Origin of the sequence: Ochrobactrum sp. S1502_03 (assembly GCF_044435015.1) — a bacterium.
Classification (GTDB): domain Bacteria; phylum Pseudomonadota; class Alphaproteobacteria; order Rhizobiales; family Rhizobiaceae; genus Brucella; species Brucella chromiisoli.
In genome coordinates this window covers 1-23,539 of sequence record NZ_JAYEXN010000044.1, presented here as the reverse complement: position 1 = coordinate 23,539, position 23,539 = coordinate 1, and the positions used below count along the sequence as shown (strand labels likewise).

The following is a 23,539-nucleotide window of genomic DNA, read 5'->3' as shown; positions in this document are numbered from 1 at the left end:
AAACCCAATCCCTTGACCAAACCATGATCTGAAAAACATACTCGAAGGTGGCTCAATTCTCGGTGAAAAAACCGGCTCAGTTCCGCGTGAAAACCAACAAGGGCCGGAGCTGAAACAACCATAGCCGCGCAAAAGCCAAGCGAAGCAAGTAATTTTACCATATTTGTTCTCTCTCTTGCATCAATTTGTTATGTAATATCGTTACATAATTGGCATAAGCGCTCCTATCGCGGCTGACAAGCCTAACGTTCACTCGGGCGGCAATTTATTGGGTTTTTTTGCACAAAAGAAAATGCGAACCTGTGCAGTATCAACGATAACGCAAGCGTGCGTTCTGTAATCAAGCAAGAGCAATTTCGATTGCAACTTAGATAAACAAAAACCCGCAACTTGCGGGCTTTATCTTATTCCGGCTTTGGCTTGCTGTCCGAATGTCCGAGATCACGATCAGGCCAGACTAGATCGCGCACGCGCTGCTTCAACACCTTGGCTTCGGGAAAACCACCATCACGCTTGCGCTCCCAGATCAATTCGTCCTGACCGTTCTGCATATAAAGATGGATTTCAAACACGCCACCGGTGCCGGGCCGCAGCGCCACCTCACTCAAGTCCTGTCCGAACGTTTGCAACAACTCCTGCGCCAGCCACGCTGCCCGCAGCATCCAATTGCATTGCGTGCAGTAGGTGATGGAGATTGCGGGAAACATTTTCAGTACCTCCGTCTTACTTCGTTCCGGTCACCGTAACAAAGACTCGATAAACCTTGTCAAACTTCTCAATATCGTATGGCAAATCAGGCAAATCAGCAGGAAACTGTCCCACGCATTTTCGCCATAGTTTCACATAAGAATTGCACTTGGCCCAGCCTCTCTTGGATTCTTTACCACGAAGCTTCAGAAAATTGACTTTGATGGCATTTCGGTCGTCTGATGGGAAAGTACTCAGCTTTTCAACAAAGGGATAAGTTGCTCCCGCATAATCCAGCAAAACTTGCGCAGATGACTTCTTCAAGATGAAGGAATATGCATCTTGCGCGGCGTTTTCTAGAGCAGGCAAGTGATAATCCAACCACTGCCAAGCTTGCTGCTCTTTCGTTCGGCGGCTTTCGTCTTGCTTCTCTGATCGGTTCATAAAAAGATTTAGGGCTGAGTTTAAGAACTCGATTGCAGCTCTCAGCAGTCCAAACATAAATATCTCCTTTAAAGATAATAAAGTAATATTATAAAAAAGAAGAGGCGCCGAAGCGCCTCTTTAAAACAAACCCAGGATCAATCATCACCCATCTTGAGGGCCTGAATGAAGGCCTCTTGCGGGATTTCCACCTTGCCGAACTGGCGCATGCGCTTTTTGCCTTCCTTCTGCTTGTCCAGAAGTTTGCGCTTACGCGAAATATCGCCACCGTAGCACTTGGCCGTCACGTCCTTGCGCAGGGCCGAAATGGTTTCGCGCGCAACGATACGGCCGCCAATGGCTGCCTGAATCGGTATCTTGAACATGTGCTGCGGGATCAGCTCTTTGAGCTTTTCACACAACGCGCGGCCACGCTTTTCAGCAGCCGAACGGTGAACCAGCATCGAAAGCGCGTCAACCGGCTCTTCATTCACCAAGATCGACATCTTAACCAGATCGCCTTCACGGTAATCCGAGAGGTTATAGTCGAACGAAGCATAGCCCTTCGAGATCGACTTCAGGCGATCATAGAAATCGAACACGACTTCATTGAGCGGCAGATCATAGGTGATCATCGCACGCGGGCCAACATAGGTCAGATCGATCTGGAGGCCGCGACGCTCCTGACAGAGCTTCATGATCGCACCGAGATAATCATCTGGCGTCATGATGGTTGCGCGAATCCACGGTTCTTCAATCGCTTCGATCTTGACCACATCCGGCATATCAGCCGGATTGTGCAGCTCTTTCTGCGAACCGTCCTGCATATTCAGGCGATAGACAACCGAAGGCGCCGTCGTGATCAGGTCGAGATCAAACTCACGCTCAAGACGTTCCTGAATAATTTCAAGATGCAGAAGCCCGAGGAACCCGCAGCGGAAGCCAAAACCCAGTGCCGCAGAGGTTTCCATCTCAAACGAGAACGACGCATCATTGAGACGCAGCTTGCCCATCGCAGCGCGCAGGTCTTCAAAGTCAGCTGCATCAACCGGGAATAATCCACAGAACACAACCGGCTGCGCAGGCTTGAAACCGGACAGAGCCTTTTCGGTCGGGCGGCGGTCTTCGGTGATTGTATCACCGACGCGGGTATCCGCCACTTCCTTGATGGAAGCGGTGATGAAGCCCAGTTCACCCGGTCCGAGTTCATCCATCTGAACCATTTTCGGCGTGAAGACGCCCGTGCGTTCAACCGGATATTTCGCGCCTGTACCCATCATGCGGATGGTCTGGCCCTTTTTCAGCACACCGTCGATAACGCGAACCAGCACGATAACGCCCAAGTAACTGTCATACCAGCTATCCACCAGCATGGCTTTCAGCGGTGCGTTACGATCGCCCTCTTTCGGCGGCGGCAGCTGCTCGACGATCGCTTCCAGCACATCAGGAATACCGAGGCCAGTTTTGGCCGAGATCATCACGGCCTTGCTTGCATCAATGCCGATCACTTCTTCGATCTGGCTCTGAACCCGCTCAGGCTCGGCTGCGGGAAGATCGACCTTGTTCAGAACCACCACGATCTCGTGGTTGTTGTCGATGGCCTGATAGACATTGGCCAGCGTCTGCGCTTCCACGCCCTGTGAGGCATCCACCACCAGAAGCGAACCTTCGCACGCAGCCAGCGAACGCGAAACTTCATAGGCGAAGTCGACGTGTCCGGGGGTGTCGATAAGGTTCAGCACATAGTCCTCGCCGTTCTTCGCCTTATAGGTAAGACGAACGGTCTGGGCTTTGATGGTGATGCCGCGCTCGCGCTCGATATCCATCGAGTCGAGGACCTGGTCCTTCATCTCACGCGTGTCCAGCCCGCCGGTCAATTGAATGAGGCGGTCGGCCAGCGTCGATTTGCCGTGGTCGATATGGGCGACGATCGAAAAATTGCGAATATGGTCAAGTGGTGTGCTCATGCGCGCGATTTACCAGTAAGCCGCGAAATCTCAAAGCGGTATTGCGCGTTTAATACGGGAAAAGCAGCCTTTGTCGCAATCGTGACAACAAGTCCCCTTTGCGTTGTTGCCAAAAGGCGATAAATCACCGTCAGAAAACATGCCGTAATCATCATGTCCGGCACTATAATAGGGCTTTCATGCAGGAGTTCAGGATGAAGACCGAACCGAACGAAGTTCACAACAGACCAAAACTGGTCACCGTTTTCGGCGGCTCTGGCTTTGTTGGGCGCGCGGTCGTAGCCAGCCTCACCAAGCGTGGCTATCGTGTGCGCGTTGCCGTGCGCAAGCCGGAGATTGCTTATTATATGGCGCCACTCGGCAATGTCGGCCAGATTCAGATGGTTCAGGCCAATGTACGCCATCGCGGCTCGGTTGAGCGCGCCATCATGGGTGCAGATCACGTTATCAATCTTGTTGGCATTCTTGCTGAAGGCGGCAAGCAGCGCTTCAACAGCGTTCAAGTGCTGGGTCCAAAGAACATCGCCGAAGCCACAAAGGCAGCGGGCCTCAAGCTGACGCATCTTTCGTCACTGGCGGCCGATGCCAATTCGAAGTCTGACTACGCCCGCACCAAGGCAGAGGGCGAAAAGGCGGTTCTTTCGGTCCTGCCGGGTACAGTTATCCTGCGTCCGTCGATCATTTTCGGCCATGAAGACCGCTTTTTCAACCGCTTCGCCAATATGGCGCGCTTCTCGCCGTTCCTGCCGGTTATCGGCGGCGGCGAAACAAAACTTCAGCCAGTCTATGTCGGCGATGTTGCGGAAGCTGTTGCACACGCCGTTGATGGCAAGCTGACACCGGGTGCGGTTTATGAACTGGGCGGTCCAGACGTACAGCCATTCAAGAACTGGATGAAAGATATGCTCGGCGTCATCGCCCGCAAGCGCATCATCGTCTCTATGCCCTGGTGGGTGGCTCGCCTTCAGGCATCGGTTCTTAGCTTGCTGCCAAATCCTTTGCTCACCAATGATCAGGTGACATTGCTGAAATCAGACAATGTGGTTTCGGAAAAAGCCACCAAGGAAGGGCGCACGCTTCAGGGCATGGGCATTCAGCCAGAAGCGGTGGATGCAATCCTTCCCGCCTATCTCTGGCGCTATCGCGTTGCCGGTCAGTATACCAAGACCGGGTTTGCGTGAGTATCGATGCAGATAAGACAAAGGGGCCGAAAGGCCCCTTTTCTTTTATGCGCTCTTTTCGGCTTACCCCCAAATCAATAGGGCAGCCATTCCAAGTGCGCCGACAATCAGACGCCACCATGCAAACAGTTTGAAACCGTGGCGCGAGACATAATCAAGTAGGTGCTTCACGACGAATACGCCTGAAATAAAGGCCATAATGAAGCCAACGACAATCTGCGCTGTGTCGTTGAACGAGAGCATGCTGTGGCTTTTATAAAGGTCATAGGCAAAAGCGCCGGCCATGGTTGGCATGGCGAGGAAGAATGAAAACTCCGCCGCTGATCGTTTGTCAGCACCGAGCAGAAGCGCACCAACAATGGTCGAACCTGAGCGCGATACGCCGGGGATCATGGCAAGGCACTGCACAAAGCCAATCGCCAGACAAATCGGCAGCGGATAATCCATCACATCACGATAACGCGGATTGAGATTCAACTGATCAACCCACAAAAGAATGAAACCGCCAATGATCAGCATGATGCAGATCAGCATCGGTGTTTCAAACAGCACGCTCTTGATAAAGCCGTGCGCCATTGCGCCAATGACAGCGGCTGGCAGAAAAGCCACCAGAATACCCAGTACAAAGCGGCGTGTGCGCGCATCACGTGGGAAATCGGTCAGAATTTTGAGAAGCTTTGCCGAATAGACACTCAGGATTGCAAGGATCGCACCGAGCTGAATGAGCACTTCAAAGGTCTTGCCAGTTGATTCAAAGCCCAGAAAATGGCCGATCAGCAGCAGATGGCCTGTTGAGGAAACGGGGATGAATTCCGTCAAACCTTCGATAAGACCGAGAAAAGCGGCTTCCAGAAGATTATAAATTTCCATGAAGTCAGTACCTTAGAAGGTGGCAGGATAAAAATGGCGCATCTTGACGAGCTGTTAAGCATGAAAGTGCTACAATAAACGCTTCCAGCGATTGCTTGTCTCAGTCAAGCATAGCACCTATAAACTAAACATTCCGTTGAGGTGGCTCGAATCGCCTGACAGCAGAAATAAACTGCTGCCAGTGCAAATGCTAGCCACAGGCCTTCATCGGAGATCACTTAAAGCTTGTCAGTCGAGAGTACCGCGTCGATTATGCTTACGCTTTTTCATCATCCTATGTCTTCAGGCTCACGCTATGTGCGGCTTATTCTCGGTGAATATGATGTTGAAGCCGAACTGATTGAGGAGCGTCCCTGGTCGCGCCGCAAGGAATTTCTGGCGCTCAACCCTGCAGCCACGCTTCCTGTCTTATTGGCTGAACGCGATCTGCCGGTTGTTGGTGCAACCGTCATTGCAGAATATCTTGATGAAACACGCGGCGCCTTGAAACGCAGTCGTCGTCTTTTGCCCGAAAGCCCTATGGAACGCGCAGAAGTGCGCCGTCTTGTCGACTGGTTTCTGCTCAAACTCGAAAACGAAGTCACCCGCCACATCGCGCGTGAACGCGTATTCAAGCTTCAGATGGCCGATGAAATGGGCGGCAGTGCACCCGATTCGACAGCGATCCGTGCCGCGCGCACCAATATCCGCCAGCATATGAAGTATATCGATTGGCTCGCCGCAACACGCGACTGGCTGGCAGGCGGTCATCCCAGTTATGCTGATATGGCAGCAGCAGCATCCATCTCCGTGCTCGACTATCTTGGCGAAATCGAATGGGGGGAAACAAAAGCCGCGCGCGACTGGTACGCTCGCATGAAATCGCGCCCAGCTTTCCGCCCGTTGCTGGCCGATCGTGTACGCGGACTAGCTCCAGTGGCTCATTATGGCGACCTCGACTTCTGACTCTAAAGAGCTAAAGCTTAAGCGCTTTCTGATTGAAGAAGCGAAGGCGGTGGGCTTTGATGCGGTGGCTTTCACGTCACCGGATGCAATTCCGCAAGCACCCCAACGTCTTCGGCAATATATTGCCGATGGCCATCACGCCGATATGCTGTGGATGGAAGAAACCGAAGATCGTCGGGCAAACCCCAGCGTTCTCTGGCCAGAGGTTCGCTCGATCATGATGCTGGCCATGAATTACGGCCCGGACAGCAACCCACTGAACATTCTTGAACACAAAGACCGCGCAGCAATCTCGGTCTACGCGCAGAACCGCGATTATCACGACATCATCAAGGGCAAGCTCAAGCACATTGCCAGCCGCTTTGCCGCACGTGCCGGGCAGGACGTAAAAGTCTTTGTCGATACGGCACCTGTGATGGAAAAGCCGCTGGCGCAGGCCGCTGGCCTTGGCTGGCAGGGCAAACACACCAATCTGGTCAGCCGGGAACTCGGTTCCTGGCTATTTCTTGGGTCGATCTTCACAACGGCTGACATTCCGCCCGATGAGCCGGATCGCGATCATTGCGGTTCCTGCCGTGCCTGTCTCGATGCCTGCCCGACCAAGGCTTTCCCCTCGCCTTACCGGATTGATGCGGGCCGCTGCATTTCCTATCTCACCATAGAGAATAAGGGACCCATTCCGCACGAATTTCGCAAAGCCATGGGCAACCGCATCTATGGTTGCGACGATTGCCTTTCGGTCTGTCCGTGGAACAAGTTTGCGCAGGCAACCAGCGAAATGAAGCTGAAAGCGCGTGACGATCTCAAGGCTCCAAGGCTTGCTGATTTTCTCGCCCTTGATGACCCGAGCTTCCGCAAGCTGTTTTCCGGTTCTCCCGTCAAGCGCATCGGTCGCGACCGATTTTTACGCAATGTGCTGATTGCAGCAGGCAATTCGGAAGATGAGACGCTGGTGCTACACGTGGAAAGCCTGCTTGAAGACCCGGAACCTGTCGTGCGCGGCGCTGCTGTCTGGGCATTAAAGCAACTCATCGATGCAGAACATTTCAAAATTCTAAAGAATCGTCTGGCCTCACGCGAAGAGGATGATACGGTGCGCGCAGAGTGGAAATTGGAGGACGATTAGAATGCGCATTTTTCTGTTTGGATCCGGTTATTCTGCGAGAGCCTTTTCGCGCTTGATGACTGGAGAGGCAGAGCGCATTGATGGCACCACCCGCAACGAGCAGAATTTCCCGCTTCTCGAAAAATCCGGCATCGCGCCGATGATTTTTGATGGCGAGACCGCCTCGCCTGAACTGATCGACCTCCTTGCAAAATCAACCCATGTGGTGATTTCGATTTCACCACGCGAAAACGGCGATCCATCACTGGCAATCGTTGAAGAAGCACTGCGCCGTCCCGGCAACACCATCCGCTGGATCGGCTATTTGTCGACTGTGGGTGTTTACGGCAATCACGATGGCAACTGGATTGACGAAACCGCTGAATGCGCGCCTGCATCCCGCCGCTCACTGGAACGGATCGAAGCAGAGAACGCATGGGAAGCGTTGAGCGAGCGCCATAGAACGCCTGTCGCACTTTTACGCCTGTCGGGCATTTATGGTCCGGGCCGCAACGCCTTCATCAATCTTGAAAACGGCACCGCCCGCCGGATCATTAAGGACGGTCAGGTCTTCAATCGTATTCATGTCGAAGATATTGCCGGAAGTCTGCGCTTTCTGGCAGGCACCAATAGCGGCGGCACTTTCAACATCACTGATAATGAACCTGCGCCGCCGCAGGATGTCGTGGTCTATGCTGCGGAACTGATGGGCGTTGTTCCACCGCCAGAAGTTTCCTTCGCAGACGCCGATATGACGCCGATGGCGCGGTCCTTTTATGGCGAGAACAAGCGCGTTTCAAACCGTCGGATAAAAGATCTTGGCTACACATTCCTCTATCCTGATTATAAAATAGCGTTTTCCGCCATGTGGAACGAGAAAACATGGCGCTGATTGCCGTTTGAATAAAGGCAAAGCATAATTCTGCACATTGGTTCGAATGATTCGAACAAAAGTTTTTGGGAACGGCCCGATGGATAAGAAATCCACGTCAAAATTCTGGTCACGCTTCATCCTTGCAACCTGTCTTTCGGCGATGATTGCCCCGAACCTCGCGCAGAAGGTACAGGCGCAGGACATACCCGCCAAACAAGCCTTCGGCGGCAAGAAACTTCCCGTTCTCGCACAAGAGCCGCAATCGATTGGCTTTTATGCCAAGGGCTGCTTGGCAGGTGCCGTCGCGCTTCCCGTCGATGGTCCGAACTGGCAGGTGATGCGGCTTTCGCGCAATCGCAACTGGGGACACCCACGCACGATTGCCCTTCTGGAGAAGCTCTCGCGTGATGCAGCGAAAGATGGCTGGCCGGGTCTTCTGGTCGGCGATATTTCGCAGCCACGTGGTGGCCCCATGCTGACGGGCCATGCCTCGCATCAGGTCGGGCTGGATGCCGATATCTGGCTCACACCCATGCCGAAGAAGCGCTTTACGGATGCAGAACGCGAAAGCGTGTCGGCTGTATCGATGCTTAAAAACGATTCCCTTTATGTTGATCCCCAAAAATGGACACCCGCCCGGACGGCATTGATCCGGCATGCGGCAAGCTATCCTGAAGTCGAACGCATTTTTGTGCATCCCGGCATCAAGAAGCAGCTTTGCGACACCGTAACAGGAGACCGCAGCTGGCTTGGCAAGGTGCGCCCCTACTGGGGCCATTTTTATCATTTCCACGTCAGACTGTATTGCCAGCCGGGATCGCCCGATTGCAAACCACAGCCAAAGGTGGCTGCGGGTGACGGTTGCGACAAATCGCTGGCATGGTGGTTTACGGATGAACCGTGGAAGCCAGCCAAACCTTCGAAAGAACCACCCAAGAAGCCAAAGCCGGTCATGGTATCCGACTTGCCAAAGACCTGTGCGGCGGTGCTCGCTGGCCCTTCGCCCGATTCAATCGCTGATGTGATCTATGGGGCAAACTAGTATCTGTTGAGAATTAGGGTCTGGAGCGTGTATTAGAAAACATGCTTTTCACTGCCCCTTAGCTTCGCTATAGGCTTTAACCGATTTAAAATGCAAATGACAAGGTTATCAACCTCATGACGAAACGCCTGCGCATTGCACTGATTGCTCACGATCTGAAAAAAGACGAGATGGTTGCTTTCGCGCGTAACCATGAAAAGGCTTTGTCGCATTATGATATCGTGGCCACCGGAACCACAGGTGGACTCATTCAGGAAGCATGTCCAACGCTTAATATTCATCGCGTCAAAAGCGGCCCGCTTGGCGGCGACCAGCAGATTGGTGCAATGATTGCGGAAGGCACGGTGCAGGCCCTGATCTTCTTCATCGATCCGCTCTCGCCACTCCCGCATGATGTCGATGTAAAAGCCCTCACACGATTGGGCAGCGTCTATGACATCCCAATGGCCCTTAATCCTGCCACCGCTGAGAAGCTCGTGCGCGTCCTGGATTAAACCCATTTCGCAGCCACGAGCCGCGCATAATAAGAAAAAATGAAATAACAAGGCACACCATGATCAACGCTGACCAGAGTTTCAAGTTTCCCGTCCTCGTCGGCGATATTGGTGGAACCAATGCCCGCTTTGCGCTGCTTATTGATTCTCATGCAGAGCCAAAAGAATTTCCTGTGGTGCAGACTGCAGATTATGCAACAATTGACGATGCGATTGAGCAGACCGTGCTCAACCATACTTCCGTTCGCCCCCGCTCTGCCATTTTGGCAGTTGCCGGGCCCGTCGATGGTGACGAAATTGATCTAACCAATTGCGATTGGGTTGTGCGTCCAAAACAAATGATCGCCAATCTTGGTTTTGAAGACGTGACCGTGCTCAATGATTTTGAAGCACAGGCACTTGCCGTTGTTTCAATTGAAAAAGAATATCTGCATCAGATTGGCGGGCATGATGAAGAAATCATTGCAACCCGCGTTGTGCTTGGACCGGGCACAGGGCTTGGCGTTGCGGGTCTGGTGCGCACGACGAAAGCCTGGGTTCCGGTTCCCGGCGAAGGGGGGCACATTGATATTGGTCCGCGCAGCGAACGCGATTATCAGGTCTTCCCGCATATCGAAACCATCGAAGGGCGTGTTGCGGCAGAGCAGATTCTGTGTGGGCGTGGTCTGCGCAATCTCTATCTTGCAGTCTGCGCGGCAGATAAAATAACACCCATTTTGGACACACCGCCGGACATAACCGCGGCCGGTCTGGACGGCAGCAACCCACAAGCAGTGGAAACGCTTGAACTTTTTGTGACCTATCTGGGCCGTATCGCAGGCGATTTAGCCCTCATCTTCAAGGCACATGGCGGTGTCTATCTTTCGGGCGGCATTCCGCAGCGCATTCTTTCCGCGCTACAGGCAGGATCGTTCCGCGCAGCCTTTGAAGACAAGGCTCCGCATACGCATTTCATGCGCGATATTCCGGTTCGTGTGGTCGTGCATCCGCTTGCAGCGCTCAGTGGACTATCGGCCTTTGCCCGTACCCCAACGCGATTTGAGGTTTCAACCCATGGCCGCCGCTGGCGCAGAGCCTGAGCCAATGCTCTTTCTCAGGCCCAGATTTTTCTGAGGCATAGTCAAGCGGCGAAGATAAGGATATAGAAGCGCTGCAATGAATTGTTCCATTGCAGCCTTTGTCGTTTCCTGTCCAAAGAGACACGCGAAAATGCATGATCAACGACAGCCAGCGGCTGACAGATAAAAAGCACTTTGCCCGTGAGTCTACTCAAAAAGAAAAAAAAGAAAATCGATCCGAGCGAAGCCACACGCGTCATTCGTCGCATGATGTCGGAAAACGCGAGCCAGTATAAGGCAAGCTACGCGATCGCGATTGCTGCTTCTCTGCTGGTTGGCGCTTCCAATGGCGCGCTGGCCTATATGATGAAACCGATGATCGACAAGATTTTCTATGAGCAGAAGATCAGTCTTATCTGGGTTATCTGCGGCGCGATTCTCGGGATTTTCGTGCTTCGTGGACTTTCGAGTTATATTCAGGCTGTCGAGTTGGCCAAGATCGGCAACAACCTCGTTGCGCGCTATCAGAAGCGCATCTTCGACCATCTGCTTAAACTCGGCCTCGACTTTTATAATGATACGCGTTCGGGCCATCTTGCAGCCCAGATCAATCAGAACGTGAACGGCATCCGCGATTTGCTCAACATGACAATCACGTCGATTGCGCGCGACTTCGTTGCGCTGATCGGTCTTATCGGCATGATGTTTTATACCGATCCGTTTATGTCGACAGTGGTTTTTCTCATCGGTCCGCCACTTGTTCTGGCCGTTTCCTATATTTCACGCCGCATCCGATCTGTGACCCGTGATCTTGTCCACCTCAACTCCCATCTTCTGGGAGCCATGCAGGAAACCGTGCAGGGTGTCGCCATTGTGAAAGCCTTCACGATGGAAGACCAACTCCGTGGCAAGATCAGCACGCTCATTGATCAGGCCGAAAACCGCAGCAACAAGATTGCCCGCGTTTCCGAACGCACAACGCCTATTGCGGAAATTCTGGCAGGGTTCGCCATTGCCGGTGTGCTGGCCTATAGCGGCTATAATGCGATTCTCAATCAGCAGCCGCCCGGCTCTATGTTTGCCTTCATCACCGCCTTGTTGCTGGCCTATGACCCGGCACGCCGTCTTGCCCGTTTACAGGTTGGTCTTGAGCGCGCACTGGTGAATGCACGCATGATCTATGAAGTGCTGGATATTGAACCCAATCAGGGGGATGCGCCGGATGCAGTGGCTCTCAAGCCCGGCAAAGGCGAAATCGATTTTCAGAATGTCCACTTTGCCTACAGCGATGTGGCACCGGTTCTGCATGGTGTGAGTTTTACCGCCAATGCAGGCCAAACGACCGCCATTGTCGGAGCATCGGGAGCAGGTAAGTCCACCCTCATCAATCTCGTACAGCGATTTTACGATCTGACAGACGGCAGCATCCTGTTCGATGGGCAGGATATCGCCAAAGTCACAAAAGACTCGCTGCGCCATGCGATAGCTTATGTTTCACAGCAGCCTTATCTGTTTGAAGGTTCGATTGCCGATAATATCCGCTACGGACGCCCCGATGCGACACAGGAAGAAATTATCGAAGCGGCAAAACTTGCCAATGCGCATGAGTTCATTCTACAGCAGCCGCAGGGCTACGATACGCCGGTCGGTGAAAACGGTGTGACGCTCTCCGGTGGCCAGCGCCAGCGCGTGTCGATTGCGCGTGCTATTGTGCGGGATGCGCCTGTGCTTCTGCTAGACGAAGCGACATCCGCACTCGATAATGAGTCAGAAAAGCGTGTGCAGCAGGCACTTGATCACATCATGCATGAGCGCACCACGATCGTGATCGCGCATCGTCTTTCCACTGTTGTTAACGCGGATCGCATCATTGTCATGGAAGCCGGTCATGTGGTTGAAGACGGTCGTCATGACGACCTGATCAAGATACAAAACGGCGTCTATGCCCGCTTCTATCAGCTTCAGAGCGGCAAGGATGACATGCTCATCGGGAACATTGGCACAGAGGAAAAGTCCAATGGCTGATAGTGCAGAAACCGGGCTCGTTGTTGTGGGCGCCAATGGGCGTATGGGACAGGCTCTCATCCGCGCCATCCAGGCAATTGACGGTGCGCGTCTCACTGGCGCTATTGCGCGTCCCGGCTCGCCATATCTTGGCAAAGACGCAGGCGACGTTGCAGGCGTCGGCACGCTCGGTGTCACGATCACCGATGATCCGCTACCGGTTTTTGCAAAGGCGCAGGGCGTACTCGATTTCACCACACCAGCAACAACGCTCAATTATGCAGGCCTCGCTGCGCAAGCACGTATCGTACATATTATCGGCACCACGGGCCTTTCCAACGAAGACGAAGAAAAGATCAGCGCCGCAGCACGCCATGCAACAATCGTCAAATCCGGCAATATGAGCCTCGGCGTCAACTTGCTGTCGGGCCTCGTGAAAAAGGCGGCTCAAGCACTCGGCCCTGAAGATTTCGACATCGAAATCCTTGAAATGCACCACAAGCACAAGGTTGACGCGCCGTCCGGCACCGCCCTTCTGCTTGGTGAAGCCGCAGCGCAAGGTCGCTCGATCAATCTTCTCGATAAAAGCGTGCGCGTGCGCGACGGTCATACCGGGGCACGTGAACAGGGCACAATCGGCTTTGCGACGCTGCGCGGCGGCTCGGTTATCGGCGATCATGAGGTGATATTTGCTGGAGAGGGTGAGCGCATCACCTTGGCTCACCATGCTCAGGACCGCACGATCTTTGCGCGCGGCGCTGTGAAAGCAGCACTTTGGGCACACGGCAAGAAACCCGGCCTTTATTCCATGCTCGATGTTCTCGGGCTAAACGACTAACTGATCTTTCATCCCAACGGAGTGCTGCGATGTCTCGTACCCTCGTCCTGGTCCGCCACGGCCAAAGCGAATGGAATCTCAAAAACCTTTTTACCGGCTGGCGCGATCCGGGCCTCACCGAACAGGGCCATGCCGAAGCGAAAGCTGCGGGTCAGCGTTTGAAGGCCGCCGGCCTCAAGTTTGACCTCGCATACACTTCGGCTCTGTCGCGTGCGCAGGTCACCTGCCAGCACATTCTCGACGAACTCGGCCAGTCCGGCCTCGAAACAATCCGCAATCAGGCCTTGAACGAACGCGATTATGGCGATCTCTCGGGCCTCAACAAGGACGATGCACGCGCAAAGTGGGGCGAAGAGCAGGTTCACATCTGGCGCCGCTCTTACGACGTCCCTCCTCCGGGCGGCGAAAGCCTGAAGGACACCGGCGCACGCGTCTGGCCTTATTACCTGCACACCATCCAGCCACATGTACTGCGCGGTGAAACCATTCTGGTTGCTGCCCACGGCAATTCGCTGCGCGCACTCATCATGGCGCTTGATGGCCTGACACCGGAAGAGATCCTCAAGCAGGAACTCAATACGGGCGTTCCAATCATCTACAAGCTGAACGCCGATTCGACAGTCGCTTCCAAGGAAGTGCTTTCAGCATAATGATTTTTCGGGCGCGGCTGCAATTATGCATTCGTGCCCAATCTCTGTTAGCCAGCTTTTTAACGACTCAAATCAGCAATGTGAAAAAAAGCTGATGGAAGTGTGAAATCTTGATTGACAGAAGCAAGCCGACCCCTTAGATCGGTCCTCGTCGCCCAGATGGCGGAATTGGTAGACGCACCAGCTTCAGGTGCTGGCGCTCGCAAGGGCGTGGAGGTTCGAGTCCTCTTCTGGGCACCATTTCCAAGTCTTCAGACCACTACCAAGGTCCAGAAGCACCCCAAAAAGCCCGCTTGCGCGGGCTTTTTTGTTATCTAGCCCATATATCGCTGTGCGTCCTTGTGCGTAGCCATGCGCTTGCAGTCGCGGATTTTGTTGGTACTGTTGTTGGTATGACGTGCTTTCGAGCCGTTTCTGCGAAAGGCGATACCAACAATGGCGCTTACCGATACCGCTGTGAAAAACCTAAAGCCCCTGACGACCGCTAAAAAATACAGCAACGCAGGAGGATTGCACCTGCTGGTAAACCCCACAGGTTCTAAGCTGTGGCGCCTGGCCTATCGCTTCAACGGCGTACAGAAGCTGTTGTCTTTCGGAGCGTATCCCGCAGTGACGTTGTCAGACGCTCGTAAGAAAAGAGACGAAGCGAAAAGTCTGTTGGCCAACGGGACCGATCCGGGCGAGCAGATCAAAGTTGAGCGTCGCGCAAAGCAAGTCATCGCTACTAACACGTTTGACGCAATCGCTGCTGAGCTGCTTGCAAAGTTCAAGCGCGAAGGCCGAGCAGACGCGACGATGACGAAAAAGCGCTGGCTGTTGAGTTTAGTTTCCTCTTCCATTGGCAACCGCCCAATTTCGGAAATATCGGCTGCTGACGTTTTGGAGCCACTGCGCGCTGTGGAAGCCGAAGGCAATTATGAAACCGCCCGGCGCATTCGTTCAACAGTAGGTCAAGTCTTTCGATACGCCATAGCGACTGCAAGAGCCGAGAATGATCCTACCGGGGCGTTAAGAGGTGCTTTAATCGCGCCGACCGTGACACACAGGCCCGCAATCACGAATAGAGATGCCTTCGGCGGTTTATTGCGAGCAATCTGGGCCTATGACGGTACAGCGGAAACGAAAGCCGCTCTTCAGCTGATGGCGCTGCTTTATCCCCGCCCGGGAGAATTGCGCTTAGCTCAGTGGTCAGAATTTGATCTGAACGCCGCGAAATGGGTTATCCCCGCAACACGCGCCAAAATGCGCCGCGAACATATCAAACCCTTGCCTAAGCAGGCTGTGTCTCTGTTGCGTGAACTCGCCAAGAGGACAGGTGATGGCGAGCTTGTTTTCCCGTCGATCAAGTCACTGAAGCGCCCTATCAGCGAAAATACGCTGAACGGTGCACTGCGCCGCTTAGGCTTCGGTGCAGATGAAATGACCAGCCACGGCTTCCGAGCTACTGCATCCACCTTGTTAAACGAAAGCGGTCGATGGCCTGCCGATGCGATCGAAGCGGAGTTGGCGCATGTTGGCGCGGACCAGGTGCGTCGCGCTTACCACCGAGCGCTTTACTGGGAAGATCGCGTACGAATGGCACAATATTGGGCCGACGATATAGAAATTATGCGAAAGCACGGGCTGGGGATTTTTGGATGACATCTTTTGTGCAAGAGATTGAAACGTTGAAAGAAGCATTTGAGCGTTTTCAAATTGCGCTCAATAACTACCCTTCAGATGAAGCAGAAACTGAGGCTATTTATAACCTCTTCTGCCAAATAGGAGCATGCTTCGGGCCAGCGATTTCTATGCATCTTCGCAGATTATCAGCTAGAGACGCAGGAGATACGGTTATTTGGACAGGCCCAGGTAACGACCGAGCAGACATAATACGCGAAATTAACGCTGAGATAGTTGGTCAACTACTCTACGATCTCGCTCCAGCAGTTGGAGAGGCTTTTCATTCGGGTAGAGACACAGTTCTCAGTATTGTTTACGACCTTGTCAACGGCGACCCGCCGATAGAACTTCCTAAGCCGCGCAAAAACAAACGCGGTGCAGGTAGCCGCCCCTATCGCCAGTTGAAGGCACTGGCCCGCTCTGATTTACACGACATCGTAATTTACGAAGCCGAAATACGGAAACTTTCAGCGAAAGAGGCTTTCATTCAGGTTTTGCAAACCCATGACCGACCCGCTTTAGGGGAGACTTATTGGCGAGACCTCAAGCGAGAACAACGCGAGCAGCGCACTGACTACAGTCAATCCGTAAATCAGATTAAAGCTGACGCACTAAGGAATGGCGGCTCTCATCCAAAACGCCAACAGTTGAATGACCCCCCTTTCTGGAAGCTTTTAGGGTCTTAAAGGTGGCTTAATACCTATTTGGCTCCCATTTCTTTGCGTATTCCTTCGTAGTTAACCTTGCTCAGTCCCTTAAATAAACGTGAGGCTGATATGAGCAGATTGGACAAATTTATATCAATTAAAGAGGTTGCAGATATTTGCGGCTTCAAGGCGACCTTTATTTATGCCCGTATTCGTCAGGGCGCATTTCCCGCGCCTATCAAATTTGGAGCCGCGTCGCGCTGGTCACTGAACGCAGTCCAAGAATGGATGGCAGAAAAAGTTCGGGAGGCCGCCTAATGTCATTGGTCGCCAACATCAGACAAAAGCGTGGCGCGCGTAGAGGTTCTAGTCCGATCACCAAAGCGCCGCCAAAAGGATCAAAGCTGGAGCGTTACGTAAATCATCTGATTGCATTGTATGACGCTACGAAGCCGTTTTACAAATGGTCTGAAGAAGATACGAAATCACTTTTCCCGCAGTCGCGGGACGCAGACGTTAATTATGCGACGACGGCTTTGCGAGAAATTAGCTTCGCCTCCCTCTGCAAAGAAGAGCCTCGTCTGTGGATGCTCCCCCGCCAGCATGTGCGCGACATACTTGTTATACCCGCCATCAAGAAAATTGACGGGAACGGGGCAGCCGACGGTTTAACCGGAACGGCTACGCTTGACGAATTCACCAACCTGATTTGTGAAAATGCTTACCGTAACTCCACGGCGCGTGAAAGATTAGCGCCCAAAAAAGACATTTCTAGGTGGGTGATACTATGCACCTTAGCAGCAATGTTCGATTGCGGTCCATGTGAAAAGCCGAACCAACGACATGAGAAAGCCGCCAAGATTTTAGGGGTGAATAGGTGTTTTACCAGGCGCACTGAAAAGTATTTTCTTGCAAACTGTTCGCGTTCAGGAACCACGACAGCAGAAGCCGCAGCTCTGGTTTACAGCGTTGTTCTACAACTCCGAACATTCGAACACGGGCGCCGTTTAGGGGAAACTATTGTTCAATAAATTGTACCAGTTTTCGACTGGGCATGAACACGCCTTTTAGCAACCCTTCTAGGGCTGTTTGCGGGAGAACCACATGCCTAACACCTTGAAAAATTATAATCTCCTTACGTTAACGCAGGCGGCAAGACTTGCTGGCCGTTCCTATTCCTGGGCGCGAGATTGTTCAATCTCAGGAAAATTGGAGACCAAACGTTTCGGCGGCAAAGGCCGGTTATTTGTAACCGCGGAAAGCTTAAAAGCGCTTCTAATGGCCGAAAACAAAGCATTTCCAGTGCGCAACAAGCAGACCAAAAGCTATCTGCGCTTAGTGGTGGACAACACAAAATAAAGCCGACCTCACGGTACCGCGTGAAGTCGGCAGAATAGGCTTCGATGTTTGAACAAATTAACAAATCCGGTGTCAATCAGCAACCCGCCTTGAGTTTCGCCGAGCAGCGCGCGCTGGTCGAAGCGCCCAAAACTCCAGCAGTTGCTCTCAGTTCGCAAGTCACAGAAACGCGACTTGCATTGAACTCTGTTCAGAACACCCCAAAAAATACTGATGCATCAGCTGCCGAAGCTGCGACCGCTTTTTTGCAGTTGCTGGACGGTGACGGCAGGCACAACCTTGTTGCAATAGACCCATTACGCGGTGGTACCGAGGGCCGCACCTTCCCGCCCCGTTCCTGGGACGACATTCGTCAGTGGGTTGCCGCTCGCAATGGCAAGAAAAACATCTATTTCAGCCCGAATGAGCCGTTGTCAGGAGCACCCGACGGAAAGCTGAAAAAAGAACACATCAGCAATATTCGTGTTGCGCACGTTGATATTGATCCTGTCGATTGTACGTCCACTGACGTAGCTGTCCGAAGAGAGCATCTAGAGAAAGAGCGAGCTAGACTGAAACAATTAGCACGCGACTTGAACGAAAGTGAGTTACCTCCTTCCATTATCATTGACAGCGGGGGAGGCATTCAGGCGCTTTGGTTTTACAAGACAAAGATGCAGGCTTCCAACTCGGCTCTGGCCGAGGCGCAAAACAAGGGGCTAATCGAAGCTTTCCAGGGCGATGCCGGGACGTTCAACATCGACCGCCTGTTACGACTTCCAGGCACTGAAAACTTGCCGAACGCTGCAAAAATTGAGAAAGGCCGCGTACAGCGGCGCTCAGTGGTGATGTTTAACAGTGCTAATCAATATGAGATTTCCCAACTAGAACAACTTTACCCGTCAATAGCTGTAAATTCTGGCGCTACTGATAATGAAGATATAGAGGCTTTAAAGGCAGAGATTGACCTGAACGTAATTTCTCAGGTTGCCTCCTACGCCGATCTATCATCTGAACTCCGCGACCGATTTGAAATTCTTCTCGAATGCAATGCGAAGCTGCGAATTCTATGGGAAACAGGTGTTCCACAAGGCGAAACGAAAAGGGACGCATCGGCTGCACGCTTTCGTTTAGCGCATCATTTGAAGCCTAAGGGCTTCTCCATTGACGAATACGGCTCTCTTCTCTGGATTTGGCCACATGCCACTTCCACTGGGAAACAGATGCTCTACGAAATGGACGATTTCGTAGTTAGGCGCGAAATAGCCCGATGTTGGGCGAAGGCTAGTGCGCCTCTGGTCCCGCTTGATCCCATGCTTTGGTTTGACCCTATCCGAGACGACCAGCCGGATTTGAAGCAGCCAGCCGAAAAACAGAGTACAAAATTATTCGAGCTTGTTAGCTTTTCGTATGCCGCTTCACAGGCGTTAAAACATTCCGCAAAACCACTTATAAAAGGGCTACTTGATCAAGGTGCTTTGTCGGTCCTTTACGGCGAAAGTAATGTTGGCAAAACATTCGTAGCGATGGATTTAGCATTCTCAATCGCGGCGGGTCTGGATTGGGCAGGCTGTAGAACTACACGGTTGGACGTTCTATACATCGCCGCCGAGGGCAGCGGCGGCGCCTACAAACGAGCAGAGGCATTGAAAAGGCGGTACGGCGCTGACGTTGCCGAGAAAGCCGGGTTCCATTTCTTGCCGTCTAGCATAAACCTCTTGCGTACCGATGCTGATCTACAGCCACTGATAGCGACAATAAGAAACCATGGCAGTGTCAAGTTTGTCGTTGTGGATACATTATCGAGAGCACTCGCCGGCGGTGATGAGAATGCATCTACGGATATGGGCGCATTTATTAAGAACATCGATAAATTACGTCAAGCGACCAGCGCGCACATCATGTTAGTGCATCATTCAGGAAAGGACCGGACACGGGGCGCGCGAGGTCACAGCCTTTTACGTGCTGCCACAGACACCGAAATTGAGATTGCCGATAATGAAATAAAAGTCACAAAACAACGGGACTTGGATGGCAATTTCGTCAGACCATTTGCATTAGAGCGCGTCGTCCTAGACTTTGATGCCGACGGCGATCCTATCACATCGTGCACGGTACGTTTTGTCAGCCAAGCTGAGAAGCCAGTGGGTAATCCTACAGCGGCAGAAACTGCAACAATTGCAGTATTGAGAACGCTCGCTACTCGTAACCCAACTGCAAACGGCTTTTCTGCTGCTCAGGTCGCCACGGCTTCCAACGAAGACCAAGTCGAAGCTGCCGTTTCGGTGAATACTGCCAGAAGCCGTTTACGTTCAATGGAGAAGAAACGGCTCGTAGTTAAGCCTCGGAGCGGTTTCTGGGCGCTAAATCCGGACAAGATGTCTGGTGAAAGTGCGCCCACCACCTTTGAAAAATCATCGAACAATTTTCTTAAAACTGGTGAAGGGTGGTCTAAAAGTGGCGACATTAAAAATGATATATTTCAATAGCTTAATCAGGGTGGTGAAAGGTGGTGAAAAGTGGTGAATACCCCACGGACTAAGGTGGTCGACTGGTGGGGGTATATATATACCCACCAGTCAACCAGCCCACCCGTTTTTCCAGGTTTTAGCGGAATAACTTATTCGGCTTTAAGTGCGTCTATCGATACCCCTAACGCAATGGAATACTTAAATGGGTAACAGAACAACGGTAACCCAGCAGAGGGTGCAAGCGCGAGAAGCGCTCACGGATTGGCATAAGAAAGTAAAGCCTATCGTACCAAAATGCGGAGCTAAAACACGCGCTGGTGGGACATGCCAAGAAGTTGGGATGGCCAATGGCCGTTGTTGGCGCCACGGCGGAAAAACTGGCAAGGGTGTTAACTGGCATAAGCCAATTTGGCCCAGCGGTTCTTCTGATGCGGAGAAGAAGCTTTGCAGGAAACTTTCTGAACGTGCGAAGGAGGCTAAGGCACGCCAAGCCCGGCTCGATGCAATGACGCCCGACGAATACGAGCGCTATCAAAAATGGCAAAAGTCTCACACTCCTGGCGATCCGAAAGTCAGAGCTGCCTTCCGCGAAACAAAACGCAAGTCTGATGAGATCAGAAAAATCCTTTCAAAAGAGCGCCCCGTCTCGCCAGAAGCCGAGGAAATACAAAGCGCAATTGATGCTTTACAAAAGCGGATAGCCCAAACGGAAACAGATATTTTTGGCTAAGGAAAGCTCAATGGCTATTAATAAACATAGTGCAGCTGACACTCAGATTGACTTACTGAATGAGATACGCACGGAAGGCGTTCGCGCCGCTTACGCCGCCAGTCTTGCAGTCTGCAATGACCCAAAAGCGCCTGCCCCCGCTCGGGCTACAGCCGCTGCTACAATATTCCGCGTTGCTGGTTACTTTGAACGCAAGGACCGCGAGGAAACTCTAGAGCCCCACGAAATGACACAAGCGCAACTCAGCGATGCTATCAAGAGGCTGGAGCAACAGCTAACTGTGGGGAAAGTGATTGACATTTTCAGCTAACGTTAGTGGCAACACCGCTCCCCCGATGATATATGGAACTACTAACACTTTGGCGTTCGGCGTCTATTTTGGCGGAATGCAGCCATCAACGCCCATCCCCTAGGTGATAGCTCCCGCTTTCGCAGTTTTTCAAGCTGCTCTTTATCGGCCTGTTTCTGTGCTAAATAATCTTGCACAGCCTTTTCAGTTATTAGAATGGGCCGACCGGGCATATATTCTAGGCGGCCTGTAAGCCTAAGCCTTTGAACCGTGCTGCACGAACAACCTAATAACTCGGCGACTTCCTGCTGAACTAACAGTTTTGGCCTATTGGTATTCTCTTGCATTAGCGGCTCCCTTGCGTTCTATGCATCTAGCGATTATTCGGCTTCGGACGTGGCTTGGACAATAAAACTTTGTTCAACGCCCATTGGCGTGCAGCTTCAATATCAGCCTTTGTTTTCGCGGCGTATTTATCGTGTGGCTGCGGTTGCGGCTTTCGAGCTATCGTAATAGCTGCCAGATATTCGTTGAGGCTGGCTTCTGATATTAAGACCGGGCGACCAGGCACATAAGTTAGTTCCCCGTGGAAACGGAGCCGTTTGATTTTTGACGGAGAACATCTAAGAATTTCCGCAACTTCTGGTTCCGTGTAGTATTTTTCATTCATGGCGCAATCTCTTTCTGATCACGCATTTGTTTCGCCAGTCTAGCCAGCGTAGAGCGTGAGCAGCCTGTCGCACTCACAATATCGTTCCAACTGGTCTTTGCTTGAAGCATGCGGATTATAGCGGCGTTGCGATCCGTATCTGAAGGGCGGCCTTTATAGCGCCCTGAAGCTTTTGCTTTAGCGATACCTTGAGCCTGTCGCCGTCGCCTGTCCTCGTAATCTTTGCGGGCAATTGCCGCCAACATATCGAGCATCATGGCGTTTAACGCGCCGTACATGCGTCCCGTAAACTGATCGTGCGCTTTAGTAAGCATTACGTGGGAAGTCGGGAGGTCTAAGGCCACTACTCGCAACTGACGGGCTTCTATCTCCCGTTTCAGAGATAGCCAGTCGGCCTCATTGAGTCTGCTTAAGCGGTCGACCTGTTCAGCCAACAAAATATCATTCGGGCTACAATCATCGAGAAGGCGGATAAGTTCGGGACGATGCAAAAAAGCGCCGCTCTCATTTTCAGTGTAGAAAGCCGCAATTTTCATTCCGTGATCTTGAGCGAATGTCTCCAATTGAGCTTTTGCACGCGAAGCGTCTTGCTCTTTGGTGCTTGCGCGAAGATATGCGCGAACAAACATAAGTAACCCCTTGGTTCGTTTTAATTGGTTTCGTGGCAGTAGGTTCGATTAGGGTGGTAAAGCGGTCGTTACGGAACCAAATTCACTTGGTTCCTTAGAGGTATACTCAATTGACACTGCTCAATTTGTGATGTGCTTATCATTCTGTAACACCGCAAAGCACTGCTCTCGAATGTCCAGTATCTCCGTATGCAGCGCGATTACTTCAATTTCGTCGCGCCATTCCCAAACGGCCTGAGCATCTTGTTTGTTCTGCCCCTTTTTTAAGTTCGCTATGCAGCGTTCGAGCATTAAGAGTTCATTGCTTTTCACGACAACCTGCCTTCGTTCGAAGTTGAGTATTGCAGCGTCTTCATCTGGCGCTACACACGCGGAGACATTGGCCAAGAAGGGCCGGTACTGGGCTAGGCTGACTACGTTTTCCATTAAAAATACCTCACAGTTATTCGTTACCGTAAGTGTCATTTACATGGTTCTTTATGTCAAGCCTTAAAATCACGGTTAGAAAAATTAAACTCTGTAACTTATTGTAATAGTTAAATAAATGTCGGTCAAATTTGGCTTTGTCTTACGACAAATCAGACAAAGCCAAAGTTGCCCGGTCCACGTGGTACCAGTAGCGCATACCGCCCCCTGGGGGGTACTCCAACTGTCGCGCCAGAAACGGCATCGACCACGCGAAGAAAAATGCATATCGCTGGAACTTTTAAAAAATTGATGCAATGGAAGTGTTCAGAAACAAGCCGTCATTTCGGCATTGCTTTGAACAAGTCACAGAACGAGAAATTAGAGATCGTGAGACAAATACTGGGGTAGCGCTGCTATGTCTTTTTCTGATGACCACTTCGAAAGACGTCCACCTGAACATGAGAGCGGCGGTGCAAAATTAGTCCACGGAAGTGGCGGGATAATCCCGCTTCGGCGGAGTAAAACTCGGCCACCTATTTTCCTTCTGCAACGAGTGC

Annotated in this window: 26 protein-coding genes and 1 tRNA gene; 19 read left to right on the top strand and 8 right to left on the bottom strand. The window is 52.2% G+C overall.

Annotation, left to right across the window (positions count from 1 at the left end):
• Positions 1 to 404: 404 nt before the first annotated feature.
• The 3 genes from VBH83_RS17660 to lepA form a co-directional block, all read right to left on the bottom strand.
• Positions 405 to 707 (bottom strand): SelT/SelW/SelH family protein, encoded by a 303-nt coding sequence (locus VBH83_RS17660; protein ID WP_265982892.1) that lies wholly within the window; start codon positions 705 to 707, stop codon positions 405 to 407.
• Between the two features lie 16 nt (positions 708 to 723).
• Positions 724 to 1,188, bottom strand: a complete 465-nt coding sequence (locus VBH83_RS17655; protein WP_265982890.1) for a hypothetical protein — start codon at positions 1,186 to 1,188, stop codon at positions 724 to 726.
• Between the two features lie 80 nt (positions 1,189 to 1,268).
• The gene (gene lepA, locus VBH83_RS17650; protein ID WP_265982889.1) at positions 1,269 to 3,077 is read right to left on the bottom strand and encodes a translation elongation factor 4; all 1,809 of its coding nucleotides are present in this window, start codon (positions 3,075 to 3,077) and stop codon (positions 1,269 to 1,271) included.
• A 194-nt stretch (positions 3,078 to 3,271) separates the two neighbouring features.
• Here lepA and VBH83_RS17645 point away from each other — a divergent pair, with 194 nt between their 5' ends.
• Complete coding sequence (locus VBH83_RS17645; protein WP_265982888.1) at positions 3,272 to 4,258, top strand: complex I NDUFA9 subunit family protein; 987 nt, start codon at positions 3,272 to 3,274, stop codon at positions 4,256 to 4,258.
• Between the two features lie 63 nt (positions 4,259 to 4,321).
• On the opposite strand, the gene VBH83_RS17640 is transcribed toward VBH83_RS17645, so the two are convergent.
• Positions 4,322 to 5,128, bottom strand: coding sequence for an undecaprenyl-diphosphate phosphatase (locus VBH83_RS17640; RefSeq protein WP_265982887.1), 807 nt, complete (start codon positions 5,126 to 5,128; stop codon positions 4,322 to 4,324).
• Positions 5,129 to 5,380: 252 nt separating this feature from the next.
• On the opposite strand from VBH83_RS17640, the gene VBH83_RS17635 reads away from it, so the two are divergent.
• The 18 genes from VBH83_RS17635 to VBH83_RS17550 all read left to right on the top strand — a co-directional run bounded on the left by VBH83_RS17635 (position 5,381) and on the right by VBH83_RS17550 (position 21,296).
• Entirely contained in the window at positions 5,381 to 6,073 is a 693-nt protein-coding gene (locus VBH83_RS17635; RefSeq protein ID WP_265983836.1) for a glutathione S-transferase family protein, read from the top strand.
• Positions 6,054 to 7,199 (top strand): tRNA epoxyqueuosine(34) reductase QueG, encoded by a 1,146-nt coding sequence (gene queG, locus VBH83_RS17630; protein ID WP_265982885.1) that lies wholly within the window; start codon positions 6,054 to 6,056, stop codon positions 7,197 to 7,199. Before VBH83_RS17635 ends, queG begins: the two co-directional genes overlap by 20 nt.
• Position 7,200: 1 nt before the next feature.
• Positions 7,201 to 8,070, top strand: coding sequence for an SDR family oxidoreductase (locus tag VBH83_RS17625; protein WP_265982884.1), 870 nt, complete (start codon positions 7,201 to 7,203; stop codon positions 8,068 to 8,070).
• Positions 8,071 to 8,149: 79 nt separating this feature from the next.
• The gene (gene mepA, locus VBH83_RS17620; RefSeq protein WP_265982883.1) at positions 8,150 to 9,094 is read left to right on the top strand and encodes a penicillin-insensitive murein endopeptidase; all 945 of its coding nucleotides are present in this window, start codon (positions 8,150 to 8,152) and stop codon (positions 9,092 to 9,094) included.
• Between the two features lie 116 nt (positions 9,095 to 9,210).
• Positions 9,211 to 9,588 carry a methylglyoxal synthase gene (locus VBH83_RS17615; RefSeq protein ID WP_265982881.1) on the top strand — a complete coding sequence of 126 codons (378 nt, stop codon included), beginning with the start codon at positions 9,211 to 9,213 and terminating at the stop codon, positions 9,586 to 9,588.
• Positions 9,589 to 9,647: 59 nt separating this feature from the next.
• A complete protein-coding gene (locus tag VBH83_RS17610) occupies positions 9,648 to 10,667 on the top strand; it encodes a glucokinase (RefSeq protein WP_265982880.1) in 1,020 nt (339 codons plus the stop codon).
• Between the two features lie 180 nt (positions 10,668 to 10,847).
• On the top strand, positions 10,848 to 12,671 hold the full coding sequence (locus VBH83_RS17605; RefSeq protein WP_396998907.1) for an ABC transporter ATP-binding protein: 1,824 nt from the start codon (positions 10,848 to 10,850) through the stop codon (positions 12,669 to 12,671).
• Positions 12,664 to 13,488 (top strand): 4-hydroxy-tetrahydrodipicolinate reductase, encoded by an 825-nt coding sequence (gene dapB / locus VBH83_RS17600; protein ID WP_265982878.1) that lies wholly within the window; start codon positions 12,664 to 12,666, stop codon positions 13,486 to 13,488. The genes VBH83_RS17605 and dapB overlap by 8 nt, the downstream gene beginning before the upstream one ends.
• Before the next feature lie 29 nt (positions 13,489 to 13,517).
• A complete protein-coding gene (locus VBH83_RS17595; protein WP_265982877.1) occupies positions 13,518 to 14,138 on the top strand; it encodes a 2,3-bisphosphoglycerate-dependent phosphoglycerate mutase in 621 nt (206 codons plus the stop codon).
• A gap of 153 nt (positions 14,139 to 14,291) precedes the next feature.
• Positions 14,292 to 14,378 (top strand) — tRNA-Leu (locus tag VBH83_RS17590).
• A 195-nt stretch (positions 14,379 to 14,573) separates the two neighbouring features.
• Positions 14,574 to 15,779 (top strand): tyrosine-type recombinase/integrase, encoded by a 1,206-nt coding sequence (locus VBH83_RS17585; RefSeq protein ID WP_396998904.1) that lies wholly within the window; start codon positions 14,574 to 14,576, stop codon positions 15,777 to 15,779.
• A complete protein-coding gene (locus VBH83_RS17580) occupies positions 15,776 to 16,486 on the top strand; it encodes a hypothetical protein (RefSeq protein WP_396998902.1) in 711 nt (236 codons plus the stop codon). The genes VBH83_RS17585 and VBH83_RS17580 overlap by 4 nt, the downstream gene beginning before the upstream one ends.
• A 90-nt stretch (positions 16,487 to 16,576) precedes the next feature.
• On the top strand, positions 16,577 to 16,765 hold the full coding sequence (locus VBH83_RS17575; RefSeq protein ID WP_396998900.1) for a helix-turn-helix transcriptional regulator: 189 nt from the start codon (positions 16,577 to 16,579) through the stop codon (positions 16,763 to 16,765).
• A complete protein-coding gene (locus VBH83_RS17570) occupies positions 16,765 to 17,478 on the top strand; it encodes a hypothetical protein (protein ID WP_396998898.1) in 714 nt (237 codons plus the stop codon). Before VBH83_RS17575 ends, VBH83_RS17570 begins: the two co-directional genes overlap by 1 nt.
• 73 nt (positions 17,479 to 17,551) lie before the next feature.
• The gene (locus VBH83_RS17565; protein ID WP_396998912.1) at positions 17,552 to 17,806 is read left to right on the top strand and encodes a hypothetical protein; all 255 of its coding nucleotides are present in this window, start codon (positions 17,552 to 17,554) and stop codon (positions 17,804 to 17,806) included.
• A gap of 44 nt (positions 17,807 to 17,850) precedes the next feature.
• Positions 17,851 to 20,274: an AAA family ATPase gene (locus VBH83_RS17560; protein WP_396998896.1), complete on the top strand. Its 2,424-nt coding sequence runs from the start codon at positions 17,851 to 17,853 to the stop codon at positions 20,272 to 20,274.
• Between the two features lie 184 nt (positions 20,275 to 20,458).
• Positions 20,459 to 20,986 carry a hypothetical protein gene (locus VBH83_RS17555; RefSeq protein WP_396998894.1) on the top strand — a complete coding sequence of 176 codons (528 nt, stop codon included), beginning with the start codon at positions 20,459 to 20,461 and terminating at the stop codon, positions 20,984 to 20,986.
• A 10-nt stretch (positions 20,987 to 20,996) separates the two neighbouring features.
• Positions 20,997 to 21,296, top strand: coding sequence for a hypothetical protein (locus VBH83_RS17550; protein ID WP_396998892.1), 300 nt, complete (start codon positions 20,997 to 20,999; stop codon positions 21,294 to 21,296).
• Between the two features lie 41 nt (positions 21,297 to 21,337).
• Here VBH83_RS17550 and VBH83_RS17545 read toward each other — a convergent pair whose 3' ends face one another.
• The 4 genes from VBH83_RS17545 to VBH83_RS17530 form a co-directional block, all read right to left on the bottom strand.
• Positions 21,338 to 21,622, bottom strand: coding sequence for a helix-turn-helix domain-containing protein (locus VBH83_RS17545; protein WP_396998890.1), 285 nt, complete (start codon positions 21,620 to 21,622; stop codon positions 21,338 to 21,340).
• Positions 21,623 to 21,648: 26 nt separating this feature from the next.
• Complete coding sequence (locus tag VBH83_RS17540; protein ID WP_396998888.1) at positions 21,649 to 21,945, bottom strand: helix-turn-helix domain-containing protein; 297 nt, start codon at positions 21,943 to 21,945, stop codon at positions 21,649 to 21,651.
• Positions 21,942 to 22,574, bottom strand: a complete 633-nt coding sequence (locus tag VBH83_RS17535; RefSeq protein WP_396998886.1) for a recombinase family protein — start codon at positions 22,572 to 22,574, stop codon at positions 21,942 to 21,944. Before VBH83_RS17535 ends, VBH83_RS17540 begins: the two co-directional genes overlap by 4 nt.
• A 120-nt stretch (positions 22,575 to 22,694) precedes the next feature.
• On the bottom strand, positions 22,695 to 23,000 hold the full coding sequence (locus VBH83_RS17530; RefSeq protein ID WP_396998884.1) for a hypothetical protein: 306 nt from the start codon (positions 22,998 to 23,000) through the stop codon (positions 22,695 to 22,697).
• Positions 23,001 to 23,539: the final 539 nt, after the last annotated feature.